The sequence below is a fragment of the Metabacillus sp. SLBN-84 genome (assembly GCF_053629595.1).
In genome coordinates this window covers 3435631-3459929 of the sequence record NZ_JBRJIP010000001.1, presented here as the reverse complement: position 1 = coordinate 3459929, position 24299 = coordinate 3435631, and the positions used below count along the sequence as shown (strand labels likewise).

The window sequence follows — 24299 nt, the reverse complement described above, 5'->3', positions numbered from 1 at the left end:
GTACATTTATCTTAATGGAAGTCGGGGAGATTGGAAAGCGGTTCCTTTACTGAGTTCAAAAAAGAGAGAAAGAAGCCGGCTCAGCCGTTTTTTCTGAATAGAAGCTTCATCAAAGGACATCGGTTTGCTGTTCAGTTCAAAGATGACCGGACCTTTCTCTGTCAGACCGATATCTGCAGAAAATTCCCCGATCAGCCCGAAGCTTCTGGAAAGCTCGTATCCCGCTGTGCTCAAGATGGCCTGCAAGTGATCCAGATCAGCCTTTTCCCTGACAGATTCAAATGGAAGGAGAGTTCCTCCATATTTCACATGCGTTGTCGGATGGGCTGGGCCGCCTGCAGCACGAACGCCAATGCCGGTTATCGTAAACTCCCAGCGGCTTAAATGAACCAGTGCCCTTAAATCGTATTTTCTGCCCAGGACGGTGTCTGTATGGGCTACTTCCTGAATCAGATACCCATTTAAAAAGGGACCGCAGGCAGTCCTTAAATCCTTATAGCAGGTGTCAGATCCGTCAGCTGACGTGAGCTTGAACCCGGCTGATTCTTTGCGGATCCGAAAAATCCCCTGGCCATGGCTGCTGTCCACCGGCTTTAAGTAGGCGGACGGACAGTCGTTCATAAACATCAGAATGTCATTATGAGACGTCACTTTGTGTGTGCGCGGGAGGGATGTATTCAGTTTCTGCTTCAAAAGACAATAGACATCCCATTTATTGAAAAAAAACGGGTTAAAGAACGGAATTTTTTCAGCTTTCATCCGTGTCATAAACAGACGATATCCAGTCGTCTCCTCTGCTGCACGGTCCGGCAGCCTGTTGTAGATGACAAGCGGCAAAGGCAGCTCGACTTTTGCCCATTGCTGATGCCTGCGGCTGTAGACAAAGCCGCTGACTCCAGATTCATGAAAAGAGCTCAATGTCACCACACAGCATAATTCCCCGGCTTTTTGCACTTCATACTGCAGGCTTTTGAAAAAGGTGCCGTCTCCATGAAAGACCGCACCGTCTATTCCTTCTCCTGCAAGAATACCGACAAGCGGCCGCCGCGCTGTCATGTAAATAAAGTCTCCGGCTCGACGATCGCCTTCCTCGTCAAATACTTCGCGTATTGAAGCGACAGCTCAGTTGACATCCTGTCTGCTTCTCTGAGGTCAGGATGTGAAAAGATTGATCTTCCGGGCTTTGAATTTGCTTCAAACAGCCAGACCGCACCGTCAGTATCGATGCCAAGGTCAAAACCGATTTCTCCTATGTGGCCGATGGTGCCTTTGTCAATCTCCTCACTTAAAAGAAGTGCCGCTTTCTTAAGTGACCGAAAGGCATAGTTCCGTTCAGCCTCAGTCTGGAAAAGCTCATGGAGCGTCTTGACTGCCCCTCCGTTTTCAAGATGAGTTGTGGCACTTCCTCTGCCTGCTACTTTGGCTGCGATGGCTGTTACTTGAAAACGGCCGCTGCCGTCTTTGTTGGTGTGGACACGAAAGTCCAATTTCTGCTTGTCTGCCTTCAGCAATTTTATGCTCTGCTGGATGACATACTCGTCAGGATTCCGGTCACCGAAGGAATGGGTAAAAAAGGCATCAAGAGACTGGTACTTCCTCAAAATGTTCCTGTCAGTGCCGGAGCGGTACCTGCTGTAGTACTCCTTTTTTTCCGGTTCATAAATAAGCTGAAAGATGCCGCGGCCGAGACTGCCGTTTTTCGGCTTTAAAAAAACACTGCCGCAGCGGACAAGCATAGTGTGAATGTCTGACACGTCCGCACCTTGCAAAGTTTCAGGCAAATAGGCTGATGCCTCAGGACTCGCAAGCAGGAGCTGATGGATGTTCCATTTGTCAAAAAAACCGGGATTAAACCAGGGAATCCCATATTCTACACTCAAACGTCTTTTGATCTCCTGTATGGCCTGGTGGTCTTCAATCTGCCTGTTCGGCAGCCGGTCATACACCACATTTGGCAGAGGAAGCGTTGTCCGCCTCCATCCATCGTCATCAAAGACACAGGCGCTGACTGTACCCGAAAGCCAGTCAATGGAGTGACTGCCAAAAACATACGCTGCCACGCCTGCAGCCCTTTGAGCAGTCAGAAATTTCGCAAACAGAAGAGACCGGCTTCCAATGGGCCTCAGGATGGAATCCGTAAAACCAGCTGTGAAAATACCGACAAGAGGTCCAAAATAAACAGATTCACCGTGTACAAAAACCTGTGTTTTCTGAAGGGGAAGATGAAGGTGATCAAACAAATCCTTTGACAGTCTGATTTCATGTTTATCATGAAAATCAACCGTGCAGCCGCGTACGGAAGAACCAAAAACGACCTGGCTGATTTCGCCTGCTGCTTCATGTTTGAAAGAAGACGGGAGGGTCAGCATCAAGGAGTCAGTAAAGCTCAGGCTGATCGGGTAACTCATAAAACACCTCCGGATTCATCTTTTTCTCTCCCGGTTTGGCAAAGGAAAAGGGAGTAATCAATAATGGCGCGGGCCGACGGTCTCGGACCGGCTGCCGTCCTGTCATCCTGATGTTTAGAAGGTTTCGTGTTCACTTCAATAATCCAGGGACGACCTGCCAAATCCACGGCAAGATCAATGCCGAATTCACCGAACAGCCCGCCCGCATACATGCTGAGTGCTTTTGACATTTCAATGGACAGTTCATTTAACAGCTTGCGGATGTGAAATGCGTCTTCTGCAGCAAATGACTCTTCAAGTATTCGTTTAATTGGATGCTGTGACCCGCCCCTTGCAAGGTTGGCCACGAATTGATTTTCAGCAGAAACACGGGCAACCGCCGAAGTCACAGCCCACTCCGCCATGTTCCGTTTATGGCACAGAATCCTGAAATCAAGCGGTCTGTCCTGAAAGGTCAACAGGCTTATGCCTTCCTGAATGATAAAAGCTTCCTCTTTTATTCTCGGATAAAGGCTCCTGAAAAGCTCATCTGCCGATACGTAATGCCTGAGCAGGTGGCCTGAGAAGGTCGAATAATCAAGCTCATAGCCGTCATCCGTCTGTGAAATCCGGAAGATCCTTCTGCCCAGGCTGCCGCTTGCAGGCTTTAAAAAAACGACGGGGAAGAGCCTCACCATCATCTCAAAGATCCCCTTTGAAGCAAGCAGTTCTGTTCTTGGCAGATGCGGCGCGAGTGCTCCGGCCTGACTTAGAATCTGATGGACTTCCCATTTGTTTAAAAACCGGTCATTGAAATAAGGAATTCTTTCCCGGATGAAATGAGAAGACATCTCCATAAAAGCTTCTGACTGCTCAAGCGCGCGGGAGTGAAGGCGGTTGTGAACAGCATCGGGGAAAGGAACTGTGCTTTCCAGCCATTTGTCCTGAAAAAGCGTATACCCTCGCATTTCGGATTTTTCAAAGCCTGAAAGATCAAACACATAAAAAAGGACACCTTTCTCAAGGCTGCAGGAAGCAAGCTCCCTGCAAAAGCCATCCATTTTTCCAAGTGACTGAGGCAGTCCTGCTTTTTCACATTCTGTCAGCACCGCAATTACAGGTCCAAGCTTGACGGTTTTCACTCTCCGGTCATACGTCATGCTGACGGCAAATGGGTGCATCGGCAGGGCAAGTTCATTCAAAAGTTCCGGATGGATGGAGACGAGGGAATGTTCTTCCCTTATACTTACGAACTGTGCAAAAAGACTATTCCTCCCGCACATCACCCGGACTCTTGCGCCGGCAGGAATGTTCAGCGCTTCGCGTAAAGACCGGCTGATATAAATGCATCTGCCCGGCAGTTCCTTGCGTGCGGCCTTAATCTGAATTTTTTCGGTCACCATACAGAACCCTCATTTGCTCACTTTTCTAACAAGCTCTATAATATTCCTATAGGCAGAAGCTGATAGAAGCATCTTATGAAAAATTACTCAAACGGTGAGATTTTGGAAGGTAGATGAAGATGACAGCATTAATGACAATCGTATTCATGGTCGTGATTGGAGCGGCGATCGGCGGGGTAACAAATCATCTCGCCATCAAAATGCTATTTAAGCCGCATGAAGCAAAGTATCTATTCGGGAAAAAGGTTCCGTTTACTCCGGGTCTGATTCCTAAACGGCGTGATGAACTGGCAGATCAAATGGGGAAAATGGTTGTGGGGCACCTCCTCACTCCGGACGGCATCAAGCGGAAGCTTGCCAATGAAGAGTTTCATCAGACACTGACATTATGGACAGCCAAAGAAGCGGAAAAGCTGATTTCAAGCAGCAAAACCGTGACGGAGTTTGCAGCAGATTTTGGCATAAAGGACCTGGATGACAAGGCAGAAAGATGGCTTAAGGATTTGCTGGGTAAAAAAATAGCAGAAAAAACAGCTCATTATAAAGATCTTTCCATCAAAGAAGCTCTCCCGGAAACACTTCTTGAGAAAATTCAGCAGTCTATTCCGCAGGCCGCAGATTTTATCCTGAAAAAAGGCAGTGACTATTTCCAGAGCGATGAAGGAAAACAGCGCCTGCGACGGATGATTGATGATTTTCTGGCAGAAAGGGGCATGCTCGGCGGCATGGTCCAGATGTTCCTCGGAAACACAAGTGTATTTGACAAAGTGCAGCCGGAAGTTCTAAAATTTCTCCGCAACGGGGAAACAAAGCGGCTGATTACATCTGTCCTCGAAAAAGAATGGGCAAACATACAGAATCTGAATGTTGGCGAAGCTGCGGAAAAATTCAGGCTCGAAGATCTTGCTGATGCAGCACAAGAAGCCATCCTCAAAGAAATCGGCATCAAAGAGCGGCTGAACGCACCGGTTTCACAGTATTTAATGCCTTACTCTGAATGGATACAGGAGGACCTGATTCCAAAAATGACGGCAAAAGCCGTTGATTATCTGCATAACAACCTGGATCACATGCTTGGACAGATGCACCTTCACGATATTGTCAAAGAACAGGTTCAATCTTTTTCAGTTTCACGGCTTGAAGAAATGGTGCTTGGCATCTCAAGACGCGAATTTACGATGATCACGTATCTGGGCGCACTGCTTGGAGGTCTCATCGGGGCACTTCAGGGGATAATCGTCCTGCTGATGAACTAGCGGAATGGGCACGAAATGAAATTCCGGGAATAGTCTGTTATAGTGGTAGGAGCCTGCGTAAAAGGCGAAAAGATGTTAGGAGGACAATTATGTCTGCAAATGTATATGATTTAGGCTACAGCCTTGAGAAAGCACTTCGCGAAAGCGATGATTTTAAAACATTAAAAAACCTTTATGATGAAGTGAACTCAGACAGCTCGGCACGCACGCTGTTTGAAAGCTTCAGAGACGTTCAGCTGAACCTTCAGCAAAAGCAAATGTCCGGCCAGGAAATCACACAGGATGAAATTGAACAGGCGCAAAAATCCGTTGCTCTCGTTCAGCAGCACGACAAAATCTCTAAGCTCATGGAAGCAGAACAGCGCATGAGCATGACAATTGCAGAACTCAACAAAATCATCATGAAGCCGCTTGAAGAGCTTTATGGGAGTCTTGAGCAGTAATAAAAAGAAGATGTGACTTACGTATATAAGTCATTGGAAAAACCGAACTAGCTATAATTAGTTCGGTTTTTTTTACGTGAAAGGACCTTTCTAAGAGGAGCTACCCTTTTTAATGTTGAGCATGTGATATTTTATCAATCAGATCCTCGTTAGTGGCGCCAATCCTTGTAGTGCTGCCACTTTTTTTGGAGAGGGATCCTGGTTAGTGGCATCACTCGCTGTAGTGCTGCCACTTTTTTTGGAGAGGGATCCTGGTTAGTGGCATCACTCGCTGTAGTGCTGCCACTTTTTTTGGAGAGGGATCCTGGTTAGTGGCATCACTCGCTGTAGTGCTGCAACTTTTAACGGAGAAGGATACCCAATATTGGCGTCATTCGCTGTAGTGCTGCCACTTTTAACGGAGAAGGATACCCAATAGTGGCGTCATTCGCTGTAGTGCTGCCACTTTTAACGGAGAAGGATACCCAATAGTGGTGTCATTCGCTGTAGTGCTGCCACTTATGCCGGAGAAGGACCCTCATAAGTGGCGCCATTCCCCTGAGTGCTGCCACTTATGCCTGAGAAGGATCCCCATAAGTGGCGCCACTCCCCGGAGAACTGCCACTTTTGTCGGAAAAGGACCCTCATTAGTAGCGCCATTCCGTAATAATGCTGCCATCCCCCATCGACGCTTTAAAATTCGACTTTTCGAAATAAAAGAATTATTTAACCGCTTACATTTTTTCGCGAAAAGCTCTTGTCAAAACGGAAAAAACTTGTAATAATAAATGTAAGCGTTTTTATTATACCTATTCTTTGGTCTGCGGTTATGGGGATGACCGTCAGTGCCGTTTTGCGTTCAGATCCTGCGGGTAACAGGACCTGAAACAATGGGAGAAAATCAAATATCGGGGTTTTAACTTATAGAACAGCTCTGAGGCACATGCTTCAGAGCTGTTTGCGTTTGTTCAATTACATGGCTCTTTCCTTTTCTGTTAAGGCATATCTGCTTTTCTATCGTTCTATTTCAGTTCAAAAGGACATATTCCTATATTAGAAATCAGACATCAGCTGAAGGGGGATTCACTGTGATCTACCGACTACTGGCATTAAATATTGACGGAACCCTGCTCCGTTCAAACGGCCGTCTTGAACCTTCAACAAGGGAAGCGGTCCAATATGTGCAAAACAAGGGAGTTTATGTGACTCTCGTGACAAGCCGTCATTTTCAGATGGCAAAAAAACTTGCAAAGGCACTGAAGATAAATAATTTGCTGGTCACTCACAGCGGTGCGTTTGTTTCTGATAAAGTGGACAGATCGCTGTATGAAAACAGGATCTCAGAGGAAAAGACATTTAACCTCGTTCAGGTGCTGGAAACGTTCGACTGCAACGTGCGCATCGTGCACGAACGGTTTTCGCTTGGCAACCGGAAAAAGGTATCTTCTTCTATTTTGGGGAAAACGCTGCTGAGTCCAAAAGATCCGCTTTTTTATCCTGTTCAATTCGTCGAATCGCTTGGGGAAAATTTAAGAGATGAACCGCTCGCTGCACCTAAGCTTGATGTTTATTTCTCTGAGGCAGAGTCATGCCTTGAGGCAGAGAATCTTCTTGCCAATGCGTTTGAAGGTATTACAGTAAGAGTGAAGAACCCTTCCATGCTTGAGATAACAGCAAAAGGAGTTTCAAAGGAAAATGGTTTAAGGCTGATCGGCCAGCATCTCGGCATTGCACAGGAGGAAATGGTTGCAATCGGTGATGCAGAGGACGATATGAACATGATTGAGCTCGCAGGTTTGGGCGTGGCAATGGGAAATGCTCCTCATGCCGTTAAAAAAGCAGCGGACTGGATAACAAGAAGCAACGATGACCAGGGAGTTGCCTACATGGTCAAAGAACATTTCAGAAAACAGCACCGCATTGAATTTTTGGATAAACTGAAGGTGGACCGCTAGTGCCGGGGAATAAAGAATCATACTCAGTTTTGGCCAGATATTTTGGAAGCATCACTTAAATTTCATATAAAAATATGCAAAGAACCCGTGAATACATGCATTCACGGGTTCTTTTTCTGCGGGAAAAAGGATTTCTTGAACATATTGGTTATAAGGGGACAACAGGTTTTTCCATTTGTGTTATGATATGAAAGACAAAGTTTGGAAAAAAAGCATGTTATGAAAGGTACTGTTATGTTCAACTCCATGAAAATCCGTTCCTTCTTACTTTCAGGACTTGTGTTCTGCATCCTTCTATTAACAGGATATTGTTTGATCCTGGGTGTGCCTAAAGAAGATGATTCCTTATTTTACGTTATTTTTTCTTATGGGTTATTAGGTGTTTTTCCGCTTCTATGGTTTACTTTTCAATTCAAAAAACAGAAGTACAGCCTTTCTGCTGTCTTTTACATGAGAGGGTTAAAGAAGCAATTACCGCTTATTCCGGGATTGGTCTTTCTTTTGATTGTTTTTTCTCTAGGGGCATATTGGTTAACAAATTACACAATGTCTTTTATCTTTCCAAATATGGTAGAAGAGATGTTAAGTGAGGAGGTTCCGGTGCCCTCGAACACCTTTTATTATCTATTGCTGGGGATAAATATTTGTCTGGCAGGCCCGATTGCTGAGGAGTTTATATTCAGAGGGTTGCTTTTAAAGCGTTTAGCCGAGAAAACAAATCTATTGGCAAGTGCTGTGATAACAAATGTACTGTTCGGCCTCTTTCATTCTGACATAATCGGGGGAGTCATGTTCGGGTTTATCGTCACGCTGCTCTACCTTAAAACAGACAATATTCTCGTTCCTGTGGCGGCTCATATCCTGAATAACTCAACCTTAATGGCTTTATCTATTTTTTCACCTGATTCACCTGAATTCACGATGATCCTGACTGTTGATGATTTACATACTAAGATGGTGCCTAATTTAGTCATTCTGGTGGTTTCTGCGGTCATGCTGGTTTTCTATATCAGCAAAAATATAAATGTTTTGACGAAAGAAAATAAGGTGAGGCCGACAGAAAGCAATTCAATTTTACGGAACCATGTCATTTCAGTTGCATCAGCGAATGTTTTGCCGTCATCAAAAAATACGCATAAATAGTGAAAGGTCCTTTTATAAGGATCTTTTTTATTTTTCAAAAAGCATTTGTAAATTCTATGTTAATCTGTATCCCTTTTAAAAGGATTTTTATAGATTAATAAGAAATACGTAAGAATGCTGAAAAAGGAGGCTCATCATGATAAACAAAGCAGCAGTCCGCAAGCCGTTTCTGATGAAAATGTGGGAGCATTACCCGAAGCTCTGGAAAGGGCTGATTGATGCAGGGATCCTGCTGAAATACAAAACACTTGATATCAGGAAGCTTCCTGACAAAGTCGTGATGCCCTCGTCGAACGTCCTGTACGTTGACGCAAAGGAAAACCGAGGGAGGGCCCTGCTGATCAGCGGCGGCGTCACGCAAAAAAGACTTCTGTCTTTCTGGGAAAACGCCGTAAGAATCCTGCAGCCGGATACCGTCATAGACATTGGCGTCAACTACGGAGAATGCATCTTTTCTGTTCCTTATCCAAAGCATGCCAAGATTTACGGGATAGAAGCAAACCGCAATTTGCTTACATATATCCAAAAATCAAGGGATGCGCATCCTAATTCAGCGCAGATCAGGATCATTCATGCGTTTGCATCTGATAAAGACGGGGAGGAAAAGGAATTTTTCGTTGATAACCACTGGTCTGGAACTTCTTCTGCTTCTTATAAACCGTCCCACAGTATGATTGACCAGGTCTCAGTAAAGGCCATCACAGTTGATTCGCTGTTTAAAAATGACTTGAAGGACCAGACGGTTCTCTTCAAAATTGACGTGGAAGGGTACGAAGCGTTTGTTCTGAAAGGAATGAAGCGTCTTTTTGAACAAAGCCGGTGTGTTCTCGGGTTTATTGAGTTCAACAGTGAATACTTTGGAAAATCAGGAGTGGACGTGAAGGAGTTTTTCACATATTTGAACCGGTATTTTACAATCTACGTCTATCAGGATAACGATACTTTAGTAAAAATGAAAAATCTCACAATCGATGACTTGTACAGCATGTTTGATTCCCGGTATGTTCATACAGATCTATTGCTTGCAACCAATGAAGAGCTGGCAGATTCCCTTGTTTGAAAGAGGGGGCTGCATACAGCTCTTTTCATTTTTTGAGAAGGGATTTCGCGTTATGTTTAGAAATAATAAAGTACCATTATTTTTATTTTTTTAAAGCTTGAGTCTCTCGGTCAATTACATCGTTTTGAATGACTAACTAAAGAAAGAAGGGAAAGAGATGAAAGGGGATTTCTTTTCAAACTATGAAAAGTTTATTATTGTGCCGCTGGAAGATCAAAATGCTAAGCAGGAATTCACTCCTTCCGACTATCCGTCTCATTATATCCTGACCCTGTCGCTCTATGATGCGCTTATTGAAAACTGGAATGAAGCTGCTAAATTCGAAATAGACATAAAAGCCGGTCTTGAGAAGGTATTGGAGGAGTTTAACAGTAAGCATGGCGATCATTATCATTTGCAGGTGCTTGAGCTCGATTCTGAGAAACCGTACTTTGTTCTCGCTTTTTCAAGCAAATTGAAAATCGAGAGCGAAGAAGCAGACAGCAGAATCGCCTATGTGCTTGAAATTCTATTATCCAATCATCTTTATGTGGGCCAAAGCTGGTACAGGCTGATCGGTGACAAAGGAAGGATCAAGCGCCAGCTGTTCAGCTACTCGTTTAAAGAATACTATGTCATGGAATCTGCCGGCGTATAGGACCATTCTTTTGGTGAATCCTCATGGACATGATATTATGTAGTGAGCTGAAAAGGTATAGGAGGATTCACAAAATGGATATAAAATTAATTGCACTGGACATGGACGGCACCCTTCTGAATGAGAAAAAAGAAATTTCAGAAGCGAACCGCAGCGCTATAAAAGCGGCAGAAGAAAAAGGGCTGCACGTCGTGATCAGCACAGGAAGAAGCATGGCGACACTAAGAGACCTTGCTAAATCTCTGAGTCTGAAATCATACCTTGTTACTGTAAACGGAAGCGAAATCTGGGATGAGCACGGTGAACTTGTTCACAGAAGCATTGTGGAAAACGACGCAATCACTTGGATGTATGATCTTTCCAAAACACACAAAACCGGATACTGGGCAACAAGCACAGAGCGGGTTTTCTTTAATGAGATGCCGGAAGATCTGACTGCCTATCAATGGCTGAAGTTCGGCTTTGAGATTGAAGACGACAAAGCCCGCGAGACCATCCTGAAAGAGCTTCAGGACAGAGGAGAGTTTGAGATCACCAATTCAAGCCTGACAAATCTCGAGGTCAACACGATGGGCGTCAACAAAGCGCGCGGCATTGAAAAAGTGTGCGGCCTTCTCGGCATCACAATGAAAAATGTCATGGCGTGCGGAGACAGCATGAATGACATGGCCATGATTAAAGAAGCAGGACTCGGTTATCGCCATGGGCAATGCACAGGATACTGTCAAAGAGGCTGCCGACTGGGTAACACTGTCGAATGATGAAGACGGAGTCGCTGAAGCGATTAAAAAATATGTGCTTTAAAAATGAACAGACGGTTTAGCGGCCGTCTGTTTTTTCTTTATTAAGGATCGGATCTGCTCAAGGCGCTTGCGCTTTTGTTAATAAAATTGACCGCACGCTCCATGTTTTGTACACTAAAAGAAGTTTTGAATCCATTAAAGATAAGGTGAGAGTCTTGCGTTTTTATATAAATGGCATAGAAGATGAACGTCTTCACCGGCCGCTGCAGTTAATATCTAACTTGTTTTATGAAGAAACCGAGCTGTTCTTTAAAAAAGAAGAAGCCGATATCCGGATTGCCTACGAAGTGGAACAGAAAGACGGAAGCGTTTCTGTAAAAGGCGTGCTTTCCGGCCAAAACGGATACAACGGGGAAGCCCGGCATGAAAAAGAATTATCCGGACAGCTTACGGAAAAAGAAATTTTTAAACAAATCAAGCATACCCTCGTTTTTGTGCATCTGAATCTTCTTCAGGATTACACAGGAATCATTCAGCAATGGGGAATTCTGACTGGGATCAGGCCGACGAAGCTGCTTCACAAAAAGCTGCGCGAAGGCATGTCCAAAGAAGAAGCACACCGTATGCTGAAAGAAGAGTATTTAATATCGGATGAAAAGATCGCGCTCATGCAGAGGATTGTCGACAGACAGCTGAGTGTTGTTCCCGATCTCTACGACTTATCCAGGGAAGTCAGCATCTACATCGGCATTCCGTTCTGCCCGACGAAATGTGCCTACTGTACGTTTCCTGCCTACGCCATCAACGGCAGACAGGGTTCTGTTGATTCCTTCCTTGGCGGACTGCACTACGAGATCCGCGAAATGGGCAGATGGCTGAAAGAAAAAGGCATTAAAATAACGACGGTTTATTACGGAGGCGGCACTCCGACAAGTATTACCGCAGAAGAAATGGACATGCTCTATGAAGAAATGTACGCGGCATTCCCCGGTGTCGAAAACATACGGGAATTGACCGTTGAAGCAGGCCGTCCGGATACGATTACAGAACAAAAGCTGGATGTGCTGAACAAATGGAAGATCAGCCGCATCAGCATCAATCCCCAGTCCTACATTGATGAAACGCTGAAAGCGATCGGCCGCCATCATACAGTTCAGGAAACCATCGATAAGTTCCATTTAGCAAGAAAAATGGGCATGGACAATATCAACATGGATCTGATTATCGGACTTCCGGGTGAAGGAGTGGAGGAATTTGATTATACTCTTTCAGAAACAGAAAAGCTGATGCCCGAATCACTGACGGTTCACACGCTTTCGTTTAAACGGGCATCAGAAATGACGCGCAACAAACAAAGGTATAAAGTGGCAGACCGCGGAGAAATCGAAGAAATGATGAACCGCGCTGTGCAGTGGACAGATGCTCACGGCTATACGCCATATTACTTGTACCGCCAGAAAAATATCCTGGGCAACCTCGAAAACGTCGGATATGCGCTCGAAGGCCAGGACAGCATCTACAACATCATGATCATGGAAGAACAGCAGACCATTATCGGAATCGGCTGCGGTGCTGCGAGCAAATTCATCCACCCTGAAACAGGAAAAATCACGCAATTTGCAAATCCGAAAGACCCGAAGTCATACAATGACAGCTTCAAGCATTATACAGAAGAAAAAATCAGGCTTCTTGAAGAAATGTTTCAGGCGTAAAGCTTTCCCTTTTTAGGGGGAGCTTTTTTCATTTTGATGATAGGATAGCTGTTTTATGATGCTTCAAGAAGGTATAACAAAAGTGGACTGAAGCGGAGAAAACTTGACTCCTGCGGGATGAAGAGGGCACTGAAGATCCCGCAAGCGCAGCGAGGAAGCTTCAGGCACTCCCCGCGGAAAGCAAGTTTTCGGAGCGAAAGGGAACGGTTATTAGCTTCTCCGACTAAAAAAGGTACAGTATCCCAAAAATTTTCTGCTCATCCTCCTAACATCAGACATCTCCTGCCTGAATAGCTTTAAGGAGTGAGAGGAGGCAGGAGATGATTAAACGATTGGGCGGATGTCTGCTGTTTTTTGCGTTTCTGCTTGCCGGCTGTTCAGCTGATCCTGTTCAGGAAGAATTGCTGGCGTATGTAAATGATGTGCTTCCTGAGGTCACCGAAAAAGAAGTGGCTGCCATTACAGCCTATGACAGTGTGTCAGGAGACAATTACACAAGTGATGATGTCATGTATTCCGTGATGGTGGATGAAGTATCACCTGTTTACAATTCCTTCATTGCCGACCTTGAAGAAGTAGAAATTGAATCAAAAGAGCTGAAAGAGCTTCATGAGCACTATATTGAAGCAGCCAACATTCAGCATGCAGGATTTATCCTGATCATCGCGGGCCTTGAACAGCAGGATCGCGGCAAAATCATTGAAGCAAACGAAAAACTTGCAGCTGCACGGAAAATGCTCAGAGAATACACCGCAGACCTCGAGGCACTTGCTGAAAAACATGATGTTACGCTTGAGGAAGAGTATTAAAGAAAGCCCCGTGTGTTTTTAACGGGTTCGGTCCAGAGATGCTAAACAGAAAATCGCCATGTAATCCGCACACCATTTAACAGTTCAAATGGTGTGCTTTTTCACTTATATAATTAAAACAGGATATTGGACAATTGTGATAAAATGGAAATATCAGTTATTCCGTTATACCAGCTAATATAAGTCAATACATTTTGACTAAATTAGTTTTATTCACCGTGTTATAATAATTTTAGGCATGACAAAGAAACTTCAAATATCAGTTTGAAGTTATGGTAAAAAATGTAATTTTAATTTGTTTATGCTTTAAATGTCTCTTTGTGTGTGAGGATTGCATAAATCCAGTGTAAGAGCTTGTTGGCACAGGCTATTATTGCTACTTTGTGAGGCTTGCCCTCACTTCTTTTTTTATCATAAAACTCTTTTAATTTTGCGTTTCGATTTCTCGTTATTCCGCATTGGACGGCTGTATATAAGGCTTGTCTAAGCCGCGTAGATCCTCTTTTCGTAATTCGGTTAATAGACGCTTTAAACTTCCCAGATTGGAATATCCTCGGGTCTATGCCTGCATAGGCAACTAGTTTTTTAGGATTGCTGAATTGATCTATTTCTCCAATTTCTGAAATCAGAGTAGCTGTGATTTTCATTCCGATACCGGGAATGGAACGAATGATTGTATACTCTTCAAACTCCTGTGCAAGCTGATCAATTTCTTCCTCTAGGATTAGCAGATACTTTTTTTGCTGAAGAAGTAAATTCATATACATATTCATACTGACTAAATGGCTTTTATACAAGGTTTCTTTGAATGGATTGTTAATTGCTGCTTCTTTTAGTTTTTCTGCCTTACCCATACACCAAGAGTACGATCTTTTCGCTCCTAGATTATATATATCACTAGCCAACTCTTCTGTTTTCACTTGTAATACATCCTTGGAAGTCGGATATAGAAGTAATGTTTTTAGTGACACGGGTGAATATACATTTCCAAAAACACTCTTATATTCAGGGAACACTTGGTCAAGAATGGTTTGGAACTGTAGTTTTAATTGAACATGATTTTTTGTTAAAGACTCATGTTGCCGTGATAAGTTTCTTAAATTCATTGTTCTAACGCTCTTCCTTTGAAAGCTCTCTAGATCCTCTTTATAATAAATCTCACATAAATGTTTAGCATCATGTGGATCTGTCTTTACTTTTCGAAGCCCTGTCTTTTTTGTTTCGTAAGAAACTACTGGATTAATAAGATAGTATGTTATCCTTCTTTCCTCTAGGAATTGAAGGATAGGCTCATGATAATGTCCAGTAGACTCAAAGATTACAACAGGATCTGCTTCTGCTGTATGCTTAACATCCTCATAAAAAGCATTAAACATACCTAAGCCTTCATTATTATGCTTAAACTTAAATGATTTTCTGAAAGGCATTTTCTTTTCTAGGAATGCTTGTACTTGGCTTTCTCCTTTAGCGACATCCAGGCCAATGACTGGATTCATTTTTATCACATCTCCTCTGTATAAATTTACCGGTAGCCCCTGTCTATCTTACAGTTTCATAGCTTCGCTTGTTATACGGGATCTTGGTCCCAACCAGCCTCAAACATGTTTCTGTAAGTAGGGGGTGGACAGTATAACGGACGGGATCTAGTCCCAAGGGCAGGAACGTCCTCCCCCGGCTACTTAAACATAACCTAAAAGAAATAGGCCAACCAGAATTAACTGATTGACCTTATAATACGAAGGGCAGGTTAGCTGAAGAGGTTGTTTAACTTGTATTCAATAATGGAGTCATATTGAGAGCTTTTTTTGTGACAAGAAAATGGAATGATGACGCAAGGAATAAATGGTGGATTTACACTTTGCTATGGGGGTATTTATGAAAACTCATTATTATTTAGGTTGGTTTAACGATTCTTTTCCAGAGAATCTGGGCAGTGTGTTACAGGCAGATATAACTGATAGAAACTCGCTTGCTATGATTAGCTCAAATCCATCTATTTATGAAGATAATGGTGCTACTGAACGATCGTGGCTTGACCAGGCTGGCATTATATTTGATGAATATCATCTAATTAATTATCACGTACAGAAGGAAGATGCCCAAACGATAATTCAAAATGCTTCAGTCATTTTCTTATTGGGGGGGAACACTCTTAAACAAAATAGTTTTTTGATGGAATATGAGTTATCGGATTCGATTAAAAAAAGCAGCGGCGTTGTGATTGGAGCAAGTGCTGGTGCAATCAATATGTCCGCAAAGTGGTTATGCTCGAAAAACTTTGGATATAAAGTTGAAATGAACTCTGTTTACGAAGGAATTGGTCTTGACAAATTTTCTGTCCTTTCTCATTTTGATCTCGAAAATAACATTACGTTGGTCCAAAGCGAACTATCTCTCCTATCGGAGGAAATAAACATTTATGCTTCTAACAAAGATTGTGCTGTACGTGTAAAGGGAGACAAAATCGACATTTTAGGTAATGTTTTTTTAATTTCCCATTCCGAGATTCAGAAATTGGATGAGACGCTCTGCTTATAGTGTCACATATTTCTTCTTCAACAATAGGGGGCTTATCCGGAATAAGATAAGTCCTTTTAATATGCATTTTTTTGTTGTTAATACGACTTCTATTTGAAATAATTGGTATAAAGATATTGGGCAGTACCCTTATTAAAATGCTGGGCTTAGTTCAAAAGAAATTGACACTTTAAATATATAGAGGTGATTCTGTTTTGAGGTCAATTAATAAAAAACTTCTTTTGCTCATTGCACTAATTCTTACGGTTTTAATAGCTTTTATTCCTAACATAGGATACTGGAGTGAAGGTTCTTATACGTTCTATGGGATACCTGCTCAATGGCTAGGTTACTATGGGGATGGTCAATTTAGTCTAGAAATATGGGGACTTCTGTTGAATGTACTAATTATATATGTCATTCTCTTTGGTTTATTAAAATTGTTTAAGAGTAAATTTTTATAAAACTTTTACAAAAAAACCGTTTAAATAAGTTAAGGAGTTAACTGACAAATATGATTTCACGTAAAATAATATCTGCTTCTATTTCAAGTACTCTATACGCAATTTTATTAAGTATATTCTTTTATCGATTTGGTTCTAATGGCTCTATTTTTTATTCTGTCATTTCTTCCCTTTCAATTTATATGATTTATGTAGTGCCAGCTATATTTTTTTATGGAATAATTACATCGATTCTCAGTGATAAAATTGGTGAACTATCAAAAAGATATTCTAATTTAAAATATATAAGTTTACTTATTTCAAGTATCTTTCATTTTCTGTTTGGGTTAATCTTAGGCTGGATTAGTTTATTAGCAGCAGGAATCTTTTTAATCACTGATCAGCTTTTATTAAAGAAAAAACCATATTATACCGTTAAAGAGGCAATTATAAGCCTTGTTATTCTAGTAAGTGTTTTCATTCTATTTTGGGGTACAATTTACTATTCAGATTACAGAAATGCAGCTTAGATTTGATTTCTTATTATTCAACAATCGGGGGCGATTATCCAAGAAGGAATAATCGCTTCTTTTATTGAACTCTTTAAGAAGTAAGCAAAGATTTAAAAGGTAGGAGGATGACCGTTGGATAGAACAGTTACCTTTTCTTTCGCTAGTTCAAATTATGTAGGTATAGAAGCGACAGAAACATTTAATCTTAAAGAATTAGGAATTGACGAAGAATTAAAAGATGAAAATTTGAAAATAGAAATTGATAAATTATTCCAGGCTTGGGTTTGGGATAAGATTAATATTTCATACAGTATTGTAATAAGTGACTAGTTAAAGGTTCTATTTGCTATTTTGAATGCTGAACAAAGTGGGGCGGTTATCTAAAAATGAATAGGAAGCTAGGGTATGCAAGTATATTAGCAGGCTTAGTGCTTATGGGCGTGTCAGTAATAAACTTCACCACACCTATTGGTGATAGGGGAATGTCAATTGGTCATACATATCTAGGTATTTCTGAACCAGTTCCCACTCTGTTAGGATTATTTATTGGATCAGTTTTAATTTGCTGGTCTCTTAACCTTATTTGGACCATATCAGCGAAAAAGGTAATTAAAATAGCGATATTATCCTTAATTGTCATTTCTCTATTTCCAATAGTCATACTATTCTTTTATGCTGGCTCCATTTAAATTTCTGTTAGGCGATTTATTAAGCAATCGGGGGCTTTAGTTGAACAAGACAATTTTACAAACAAATCGCTTGGATAATAAAATCCAAGCGTTTTTGTATGTTGTTTATAGTGTTATGTGCTAAATATAATGTGTTTTCGTATGTTATTTCATCTGTTAATTTTAGATTTTCTCCACAGTATCGGAACTTCTTACTATTAGCGAGTCGTTTTTTGTTTGATGTAATTTAGAAGCCATAATAAGAAGCGATACTTGAATACGTCCCCAAGAGATTTATTATGGGAAGAGCTTTGGAACCAGCACCGATTAAAAAACTCTTCATTTTGGATTTAGTTGTTGCCTGAGCACTTAAGTCTCCATTAGTTACAGCGTCTCTTGATTCCTCTAAAATTTCTTCTAGAAAATCTTTTTGAGGTTTATCTAAATCATTACTGTCTTTCAGCTTCTGTATGGCAGAGTCAAGATCATTAATAAAATCAGTAATGATAATATGCGTATTATTAATTTGTCCACTATTAATACCAGCTACTACATTACCGCTTCCCGTTACTGATTGTGTAATATTGTTATTTACTACGGAGGGAAGTGTATTTATATAATCATTTAATCTGACAGAGACATTGGAGGCATCTTGCAAAGTAACAAAAAAGTCTCTACCTTTGGCGTACATATTTTCAGCAATTTTAAAATTTTCATTACCATAATCTTTCCATTCATATTCTTCCTTATAAGTCTTACCATACTCAGTGTTATACTCAATTGCATTATGTCCTATCTTCTTCATTAAATTAACTTCTCTTTGAGTTAATTGGTCCCTCTTTATAGCTTTTAATATTATAGATAAGTCTTCAATAAAAGTTTTTTGACATCTAACACTTGAAATCAAAGTCATCTGAAAATTAAATGGAACTTTGATCCAATATTCTTTTCTTTTTAAGGTAGTAATTCCCTCTTCAATATAATTTTTGGTTTGTTCAGTATAAAGAATCCATTTATTTATATCATCTATTATGTCACCGATAGATTGATCCTCATAGTTACTCATTCCACCAAATAATCCTTGTGCCATACATATCCTCCTTATTAACTCTTTTATGCATATGTAATCCCTACAATAATAGGATCATTTTTCCAAATTATTATAACACAAAGGCAAGTTTATATATATTTGAATTTACTTCTCTATCTTATTGATTACTTTGCAGAATAAATTCAAAAAAACTACTTACTTTACCGAAGGATTAAAGAGTTTATTTATGGTGATGTCTCTTTAGATAAGTGAAACCCTTGATATCAAGGGTTTTTTCGTAACAAGTTTCGGTAAAGAAAGCATCGAGGGTTGTAGCGAATTGTGAATTGGTTCACTTACACTAACGGGGGCGTTAATTCAAAAAGAATAAACTCATTTTTCAATGAATTTATTAAAAAATGGAGCAGGTTCGTGGAAGAAAGACGGTTTGATTATAAAGAATTTGACACTATTTTTATTATATATAAAGTAGTCCATTAAAAAATCTCAGACTGGCAAAAGCCTGAGATTTTTAATAATGGCCTTTTGCAGCATTGAATCCATTATGGTTTGTTTCTAATTACTTTGCGGATCATGAATCAAGGAAACTGTCTCTTTGGCTTTTCGCCTTCTATATATGCTTAGAATTAGTCCTGCGGATATCATCTCCAGCAATAAATGTGAACCTCCATAACTCATGAATGGCACCGAAACACCAGTGAGTGGAGATAAACCGAGATTCGTCAGTAGGCTTAGTATAAACTGAGCTGAAAAGACTGCTGCCAATCCTGTAATAAGCAATTTTCCATAAGGTGAATTCACACTTTTGGCGGTAATCGATATTCTATAAATAAAAAATATAACCAGGGTTATAGCCGTGATTGCGGCTAGCCACCCAAACGAATAGATGATGTACGCCAAGATAAAATCTGTATGGACCTCAGAAATGAAACTTGGGGTCACCTGAAGGGCACGTCCTATAAAATAAGCCTCACCTACTTTAAAATCTGAATAGGAGCTTACCATGGGGTTTATCTGAGAAAGAGACAGCAGATTCCAGATGGGCCAAATAGAAGCAACAACTGTGAATGTTATCGTTTGCTTAAGGCTGGACCTTGACGTACGCATGATTGCAGCGCATACAATGATGCTTATAATAGTAGCTGCGAAGGCTCCTGTAGTCGCCATTAATGAGATTGGTATTGACATCATACCTATTCCAAGCCAAGACTTTCGGTTATCATTCCAATCCCAGGAATGAAAGATTCCAGCAAAGGCAATGACTAGAAGGAATGGAGTAATTTCGGTGAAATTAATAGTGGCAAAGCCTACATTTAAAAATGGTACATTATCAACTCTAACACCAATAAGAACGGTCAATAAAAGTATGACGATTGTTGCCGCATAGAAGTGCTTGGAGTATTTCATCAATCTTCTGTAGTCAAACATAAAGATGCTTAGCATGAGCACGACACCCAACAAGTAGAAGCCAAGACTTTTATTGAAAACTTTCAGTTCTTGAAGATCTGTAAAAGCCGAATGGAATTGCAAATAATACATAACCAGCAGTCCAAATAGAGAAGCTGTCAGCACTGGCAGCAAGGTTTTCACATCCATTGGGGCTTTGTGTGTTTTGTTAAGCTGCTTTCCCAAAACTTCTGCATCTCCCATACGTGCCAATGCTTGATCTATAGCTTCTTCTTCTGAAAGTCCTGTACTTATGGCCTCCTCTTTGAGTGTATGAAGGTGATCGTTAATTTCCAGTTTTATATGGGCATGTACATCCTTATTTTTTATCCGTTTACACAGCTCTCTAATATAGATTTCAAACTTAGTATCTAGTCCCATACGATTTTCTCCCCGCTTAAAACTTCGTCCACAGCATTCTTGAAAACGGACCACTCTTCTTTTTTTTCTTGAATCAATTCTTTGCCCTGGTTATTAATCTTGTAATATTTTCTCTTTCTTTTTCCAGTCCCTTCGCCCCAGTAAGATACAATTAATTCTTTTTCCTCAAGGCTGTGAAGGATGGGATAGATTGTGCCTTCCTTTAAATTAAAAATTCCATTAGACTTCAATTCCAGTTCTTTAATGATTTCATAGCCGTACATTGGTTTAGAATTAAGCAAACTCAAAATAAGAGTAGTGGTACTACCCTTTAACAATTCTTTGCTTATCTTCATAAAGAATCATCCTCCCTAATGCATAGTAAATCTATGCATAGTTATTGTATGTATAATTTATGATATAAATGAATTCCTGTCAATATATCTTTAAAGAAAAACGTCATGTTTTATATAACAAAAATTCCTTAATTAATTGGTAGAGCACATTCTTCTCATAAGCTGCTTTTAAAAGTTGAATATGATCTAAGTAAAAAAAGGGATAGCAGACAATAAGATTTCCTATCAAATATGATTTTCATGTTTATGAAGCAAACATTGATTATTCAACAAACGGTTGCTTTAATTGAAGAATTGTCATTAAAAAATGGTCAGAGGCACATCAGCCACTGACCATTTTTAATGCGAATATAATTGTTTTTCCGCTGATTTAATAGAAACGCATAAATCACCAGTGGACTGCAGTGGAAGGAACTTGACTCCTGCGGGATTTAGAGGAAAGGGGAGACCCCGCAGGCTGGACGAGGAGGCTCCCCGCCCTCCCCGCGGAAAGCAAGTTCCTGGAGCGAAAGGGAACGGGTACGAGGTGCTTTTTCAAATAGTAAGGAAAAACAGAAGCTTCAGAAGATGAGTTTCTCAAAACTTATGATTACATTGAAGGAATTTTCAGAAAAGAGAGGAATGTTATTAAAGGGCATACATAGAAGTCACACTTATTTTGAAAACGCTTTCTATTATAAGGAGGAGTTTCCATGTATTCAACAATTGGCCGAGTGTTTGATTTAACTGCTGAAAAATACCCTGCAAAGGAAGCCATTTACGATGTCCGCAGAGGCATCAGATGGAGCTATTCAGAATGGCAGAAGGAAGTAAACAAGCTTGCCAATGCATTCCTTGATGCTGGCGTGAAAAAAGGGGACAGAATTTCAACCTATTTATTCAATACAATCGAGCTTGCCACGGCTTATTTTGCCAGCGCAAAAATTGGAGCTGTTATCAATCCGATCAACTTCAGGCTGAAGTCACAGGAAGTCGCCTATATCCTGAATGATGCCAAGCCTGCCATTGTCCTGTTTGAGCGTGCGCTTCAGCCGCAGATTGACGAGATTCATTCGCAGTTCAGCGAAATCTCCTTCTGGTTTATCGACAATGAAGCACCAACCTACGCGGTAAGTTATCACGAACAGGTGAAACACGGAGACAGCCGGCTTGAAGACATGCAAATTACTGAAAATGATCTGTATGCGATCATGTACACAAGCGGGACGACCGGCCGTCCAAAAGGAGTACTTCACAGACACCGGGACATGATTGAGCAGAACCATGTGTGCATTGCCGCCAAAAGACTGACAAAGGATGACAGAGGTCTTGTTGCAGCCCCGATGTTTCACTGTGCTGAGCTGCATTGCTGTTTTCTTCCGAGGGTCCAGGTTGGCGGAAGCAACGTGATTCTGCACCATTTTGAACCGGAGCTTGTGCTGCAGCTGATGGAAGAGGAGAAAATCACTGTTTTCTTCGGTGCGCCGACAATGTGGAATATGATGCTGCAGGAGAAAATTGAAAACTATGACTTGTCTTCACTGAGACTTGGGCTTTACGGTGCAGCCCCGATGGCTCCCGCTCTTGTTAAACTCTGCAAGGAGAAGCTTGGAACAGATCTCATTCAGGCTTACGGCATGACGGAAATGGGACCTGCTGTCACATTCCTTTCAGAGGATGAGCAGCTGACAAAGGTCGGATCTGCCGGCAAAGTGTGCTTTGGCCACGAGCTCAGGATTGTAAAACCAAATGAATCCGGCCCGTCAGAACCTGATGATGTTCTGCCTCCAGGCGAGGTCGGTGAAATTATCGTCAAAGGACCGTGTGTGATGGCGGGGTATTTTAATATGCCTGAGGCGACCGAAAAAGCACTTTACAAAGGCTGGTATCATTCGGGGGACCTTGGATTCCTTGATGGGGACGGTTTTCTTTTTGTAGCCGACAGGGTGGATGACATGATCATCAGCGGCGGAGAAAATGTGTATCCGCGGGAAGTGGAGGATGTTCTGTTCGAACATAAAGGAGTGCTCGATGCAGCCGTTCTCGGTGAACCGCACGAAAAATGGGGCGAGTGCGTGACGGCCTTCATTGTCAGAAAAGAAGCAGGATTAACAGAAGAGGACCTTGATGAGTTCTGCAGAACAAGCGATAAGCTCGCGCCATATAAAAGGCCGCGGAAGTATCATTTTGTTGATGCATTGCCGAGAAACGCAAGCGGAAAAATCCAGAAATTTTTATTGAGGGAAAAACTTGCTGAACAGCCAAGCGCATAAAACAGGGGGATGGAAGAAATGGCAGCTTCGTATTTGCAGAAAGAACACCATATTTTCAGGGAATCGCTGAGAAAGTTTTTACAGAAAGAAGCAGTCCCGTACTATGATGAGTGGGAAAAAGCCGGGATGATCCCGAGAGAACTATGGATCAAAATGGGTGAGCAGGGGTTCCTGTGTCCATGGGCAGATGAAAAATACGGCGGGTCAGGCGTTGATTTTTCCTATTCCGTCATTATTAACGAAGAGCTTGAAAAAGTGGGGTCAAGTTTCATCGGAATCAGCCTTCACAATGACATTACCGTGCCGTATTTCGAGTCTTACGGCTCAGAAGAGCTTAAAGACAGGTTCATGCCAACGTGCGTGACTGGAGAGACGATCACAGCCATCGCCATGACAGAGCCGGGAGCGGGATCTGATCTGTCTGCGGTAAAAACAACCGCTATAAAACACGGAGACTATTATCTTTTAAACGGAGAAAAGACCTTTATTACTAACGGGATTTCATCTGACCTGGTGATTGTGGTCTGCAAGACAGATCCAAAGGCAGTGCCCGCGCATAAAGGCATCAGCCTGATTGTAGTGGAGAGGGACACTCCTGGCTTTAAAAGAGGGAGAAAGCTTGAAAAAGTCGGGCTTCATGCCCAGGACACAGCTGAACTTATTTTTGAAGACTGCAAAGTGCCTGCTGCGAATCTATTGGGTGAGGAAGGAATGGGCTTTTACTACTTAATGGAAAAGCTGCAGCAGGAACGGCTGCTTGTGGCGATCGGTGCGCAGACTTCTGCAGAAAGAATGCTCAGCATCGCAAAAGACTATACAAAGCAAAGAAAAGCGTTCGGCAAATCAATCAGCGATTTTCAGACCGTTCAGTTCAGGCTCGCTGAAATGGCAACTGAAATTGAAATCGGCCGGACATTTCTTGATTCGGTGATTGAAGATCATCTTGCAGGCAAGAATGCAGTCACGCGCGTTTCCATGGCCAAGTACTGGATTACCGACATGGCTAAAAAGACAGCCGCTGAAGTGATGCAGCTTCACGGGGGCTACGGCTACATGGAAGAGTACGAGATTGCAAGAAGGTACAGGGACATACCTGTTTCCGCCATCTATGCAGGAACAAATGAAATCATGAAAACCATTATCGTTAAAAATATGGATCTTGCTTAA

The 24299-nt window shown here is 41.7% G+C and carries 20 protein-coding genes and 1 pseudogene; 14 read left to right on the top strand and 7 right to left on the bottom strand.

The window, feature by feature from the left end:
- Positions 1 to 6: 6 nt before the first annotated feature.
- Genes RKD52_RS17540 through RKD52_RS17530 form a run of 3 tightly spaced genes read right to left on the bottom strand, consistent with a single transcriptional unit; the run spans position 7 to position 3790 of the window.
- Positions 7 to 1056: a YheC/YheD family protein gene (locus tag RKD52_RS17540; protein ID WP_454100720.1), complete on the bottom strand. Its 1050-nt coding sequence runs from the start codon at positions 1054 to 1056 to the stop codon at positions 7 to 9.
- Positions 1053 to 2408: a YheC/YheD family endospore coat-associated protein gene (locus tag RKD52_RS17535; RefSeq protein ID WP_454100719.1), complete on the bottom strand. Its 1356-nt coding sequence runs from the start codon at positions 2406 to 2408 to the stop codon at positions 1053 to 1055. The genes RKD52_RS17540 and RKD52_RS17535 overlap by 4 nt, the downstream gene beginning before the upstream one ends.
- Complete coding sequence (locus RKD52_RS17530; RefSeq protein ID WP_454100718.1) at positions 2405 to 3790, bottom strand: YheC/YheD family endospore coat-associated protein; 1386 nt, start codon at positions 3788 to 3790, stop codon at positions 2405 to 2407. Before RKD52_RS17530 ends, RKD52_RS17535 begins: the two co-directional genes overlap by 4 nt.
- Before the next feature lie 119 nt (positions 3791 to 3909).
- On the opposite strand from RKD52_RS17530, the gene RKD52_RS17525 reads away from it, so the two are divergent.
- The 9 genes and pseudogenes from RKD52_RS17525 (at position 3910) to RKD52_RS17485 (ending at position 13527) form a co-directional block, all read left to right on the top strand.
- Positions 3910 to 5046 carry a DUF445 domain-containing protein gene (locus RKD52_RS17525; RefSeq protein WP_454100717.1) on the top strand — a complete coding sequence of 379 codons (1137 nt, stop codon included), beginning with the start codon at positions 3910 to 3912 and terminating at the stop codon, positions 5044 to 5046.
- 89 nt (positions 5047 to 5135) lie between these two features.
- Positions 5136 to 5489 (top strand): YlbF family regulator, encoded by a 354-nt coding sequence (locus RKD52_RS17520; protein ID WP_029283627.1) that lies wholly within the window; start codon positions 5136 to 5138, stop codon positions 5487 to 5489.
- 1067 nt (positions 5490 to 6556) lie between these two features.
- Positions 6557 to 7423 carry a Cof-type HAD-IIB family hydrolase gene (locus RKD52_RS17515; protein WP_454100716.1) on the top strand — a complete coding sequence of 289 codons (867 nt, stop codon included), beginning with the start codon at positions 6557 to 6559 and terminating at the stop codon, positions 7421 to 7423.
- 600 nt (positions 7424 to 8023) lie between these two features.
- Entirely contained in the window at positions 8024 to 8566 is a 543-nt protein-coding gene (locus RKD52_RS17510; protein ID WP_454100715.1) for a CPBP family intramembrane glutamic endopeptidase, read from the top strand.
- Between the two features lie 136 nt (positions 8567 to 8702).
- Complete coding sequence (locus RKD52_RS17505) at positions 8703 to 9626, top strand: FkbM family methyltransferase (RefSeq protein ID WP_454100714.1); 924 nt, start codon at positions 8703 to 8705, stop codon at positions 9624 to 9626.
- Between the two features lie 157 nt (positions 9627 to 9783).
- Entirely contained in the window at positions 9784 to 10263 is a 480-nt protein-coding gene (locus tag RKD52_RS17500; protein ID WP_454100713.1) for a hypothetical protein, read from the top strand.
- Between the two features lie 74 nt (positions 10264 to 10337).
- A pseudogene (locus tag RKD52_RS17495) lies at positions 10338 to 11067 on the top strand (Cof-type HAD-IIB family hydrolase).
- A 154-nt stretch (positions 11068 to 11221) separates the two neighbouring features.
- The gene (locus RKD52_RS17490; protein ID WP_454100712.1) at positions 11222 to 12718 is read left to right on the top strand and encodes a coproporphyrinogen III oxidase; all 1497 of its coding nucleotides are present in this window, start codon (positions 11222 to 11224) and stop codon (positions 12716 to 12718) included.
- Between the two features lie 320 nt (positions 12719 to 13038).
- Entirely contained in the window at positions 13039 to 13527 is a 489-nt protein-coding gene (locus RKD52_RS17485) for a hypothetical protein (RefSeq protein WP_454100711.1), read from the top strand.
- Positions 13528 to 13826: 299 nt separating this feature from the next.
- Here RKD52_RS17485 and RKD52_RS17480 read toward each other — a convergent pair whose 3' ends face one another.
- The gene (locus RKD52_RS17480) at positions 13827 to 15023 is read right to left on the bottom strand and encodes an IS110 family transposase (protein ID WP_454100710.1); all 1197 of its coding nucleotides are present in this window, start codon (positions 15021 to 15023) and stop codon (positions 13827 to 13829) included.
- Positions 15024 to 15402: 379 nt separating this feature from the next.
- Here RKD52_RS17480 and RKD52_RS17475 point away from each other — a divergent pair, with 379 nt between their 5' ends.
- From RKD52_RS17475 to RKD52_RS17465, 3 genes are all read left to right on the top strand, one after another.
- Positions 15403 to 16065, top strand: coding sequence for a Type 1 glutamine amidotransferase-like domain-containing protein (locus RKD52_RS17475; protein WP_454100709.1), 663 nt, complete (start codon positions 15403 to 15405; stop codon positions 16063 to 16065).
- Positions 16066 to 16558: 493 nt separating this feature from the next.
- Complete coding sequence (locus tag RKD52_RS17470) at positions 16559 to 17017, top strand: hypothetical protein (protein ID WP_454100708.1); 459 nt, start codon at positions 16559 to 16561, stop codon at positions 17015 to 17017.
- 114 nt (positions 17018 to 17131) lie between these two features.
- Complete coding sequence (locus RKD52_RS17465; protein WP_454100707.1) at positions 17132 to 17329, top strand: hypothetical protein; 198 nt, start codon at positions 17132 to 17134, stop codon at positions 17327 to 17329.
- A gap of 585 nt (positions 17330 to 17914) precedes the next feature.
- On the opposite strand, the gene RKD52_RS17460 is transcribed toward RKD52_RS17465, so the two are convergent.
- The 3 genes from RKD52_RS17460 to RKD52_RS17450 all read right to left on the bottom strand — a co-directional run bounded on the left by RKD52_RS17460 (position 17915) and on the right by RKD52_RS17450 (position 20880).
- Positions 17915 to 18757: a hypothetical protein gene (locus RKD52_RS17460; protein ID WP_454100706.1), complete on the bottom strand. Its 843-nt coding sequence runs from the start codon at positions 18755 to 18757 to the stop codon at positions 17915 to 17917.
- 516 nt (positions 18758 to 19273) lie between these two features.
- A complete protein-coding gene (locus tag RKD52_RS17455) occupies positions 19274 to 20545 on the bottom strand; it encodes an FtsW/RodA/SpoVE family cell cycle protein (protein WP_454100705.1) in 1272 nt (423 codons plus the stop codon).
- A complete protein-coding gene (locus RKD52_RS17450) occupies positions 20536 to 20880 on the bottom strand; it encodes a PadR family transcriptional regulator (protein ID WP_454100704.1) in 345 nt (114 codons plus the stop codon). The genes RKD52_RS17455 and RKD52_RS17450 overlap by 10 nt, the downstream gene beginning before the upstream one ends.
- 692 nt (positions 20881 to 21572) lie before the next feature.
- Between RKD52_RS17450 and RKD52_RS17445 the strand changes: the two genes are divergently transcribed.
- On the top strand, positions 21573 to 23132 hold the full coding sequence (locus RKD52_RS17445) for a fatty acid--CoA ligase (RefSeq protein ID WP_454100703.1): 1560 nt from the start codon (positions 21573 to 21575) through the stop codon (positions 23130 to 23132).
- Positions 23133 to 23150: 18 nt separating this feature from the next.
- A complete protein-coding gene (locus RKD52_RS17440) occupies positions 23151 to 24299 on the top strand; it encodes an acyl-CoA dehydrogenase family protein (RefSeq protein WP_454100702.1) in 1149 nt (382 codons plus the stop codon).

Bases quoted from the DNA above. Each gene is read 5' to 3' on its own strand.
- RKD52_RS17500 (WP_454100713.1), top strand. From the start codon at position 9,784: ATGAAAGGGGATTTCTTTTCAAACTATGAAAAGTTTATTATTGTGCCG.
- RKD52_RS17455 (WP_454100705.1), bottom strand. From the start codon at position 20,545: ATGGGACTAGATACTAAGTTTGAAATCTATATTAGAGAGCTGTGTAAA.
- RKD52_RS17530 (WP_454100718.1), bottom strand. From the start codon at position 3,790: ATGGTGACCGAAAAAATTCAGATTAAGGCCGCACGCAAGGAACTGCCG.
- RKD52_RS17470 (WP_454100708.1), top strand. From the start codon at position 16,559: ATGATTTCACGTAAAATAATATCTGCTTCTATTTCAAGTACTCTATAC.
- RKD52_RS17480 (WP_454100710.1), bottom strand. From the start codon at position 15,023: ATGAATCCAGTCATTGGCCTGGATGTCGCTAAAGGAGAAAGCCAAGTA.
- RKD52_RS17445 (WP_454100703.1), top strand. From the start codon at position 21,573: ATGTATTCAACAATTGGCCGAGTGTTTGATTTAACTGCTGAAAAATAC.
- RKD52_RS17505 (WP_454100714.1), top strand. From the start codon at position 8,703: ATGATAAACAAAGCAGCAGTCCGCAAGCCGTTTCTGATGAAAATGTGG.
- RKD52_RS17535 (WP_454100719.1), bottom strand. From the start codon at position 2,408: ATGAGTTACCCGATCAGCCTGAGCTTTACTGACTCCTTGATGCTGACC.
- RKD52_RS17540 (WP_454100720.1), bottom strand. From the start codon at position 1,056: ATGACAGCGCGGCGGCCGCTTGTCGGTATTCTTGCAGGAGAAGGAATA.
- RKD52_RS17440 (WP_454100702.1), top strand. From the start codon at position 23,151: ATGGCAGCTTCGTATTTGCAGAAAGAACACCATATTTTCAGGGAATCG.
- RKD52_RS17450 (WP_454100704.1), bottom strand. From the start codon at position 20,880: ATGAAGATAAGCAAAGAATTGTTAAAGGGTAGTACCACTACTCTTATT.
- RKD52_RS17525 (WP_454100717.1), top strand. From the start codon at position 3,910: ATGACAGCATTAATGACAATCGTATTCATGGTCGTGATTGGAGCGGCG.
- RKD52_RS17520 (WP_029283627.1), top strand. From the start codon at position 5,136: ATGTCTGCAAATGTATATGATTTAGGCTACAGCCTTGAGAAAGCACTT.
- RKD52_RS17460 (WP_454100706.1), bottom strand. From the start codon at position 18,757: ATGGCACAAGGATTATTTGGTGGAATGAGTAACTATGAGGATCAATCT.
- RKD52_RS17475 (WP_454100709.1), top strand. From the start codon at position 15,403: ATGAAAACTCATTATTATTTAGGTTGGTTTAACGATTCTTTTCCAGAG.
- RKD52_RS17485 (WP_454100711.1), top strand. From the start codon at position 13,039: ATGATTAAACGATTGGGCGGATGTCTGCTGTTTTTTGCGTTTCTGCTT.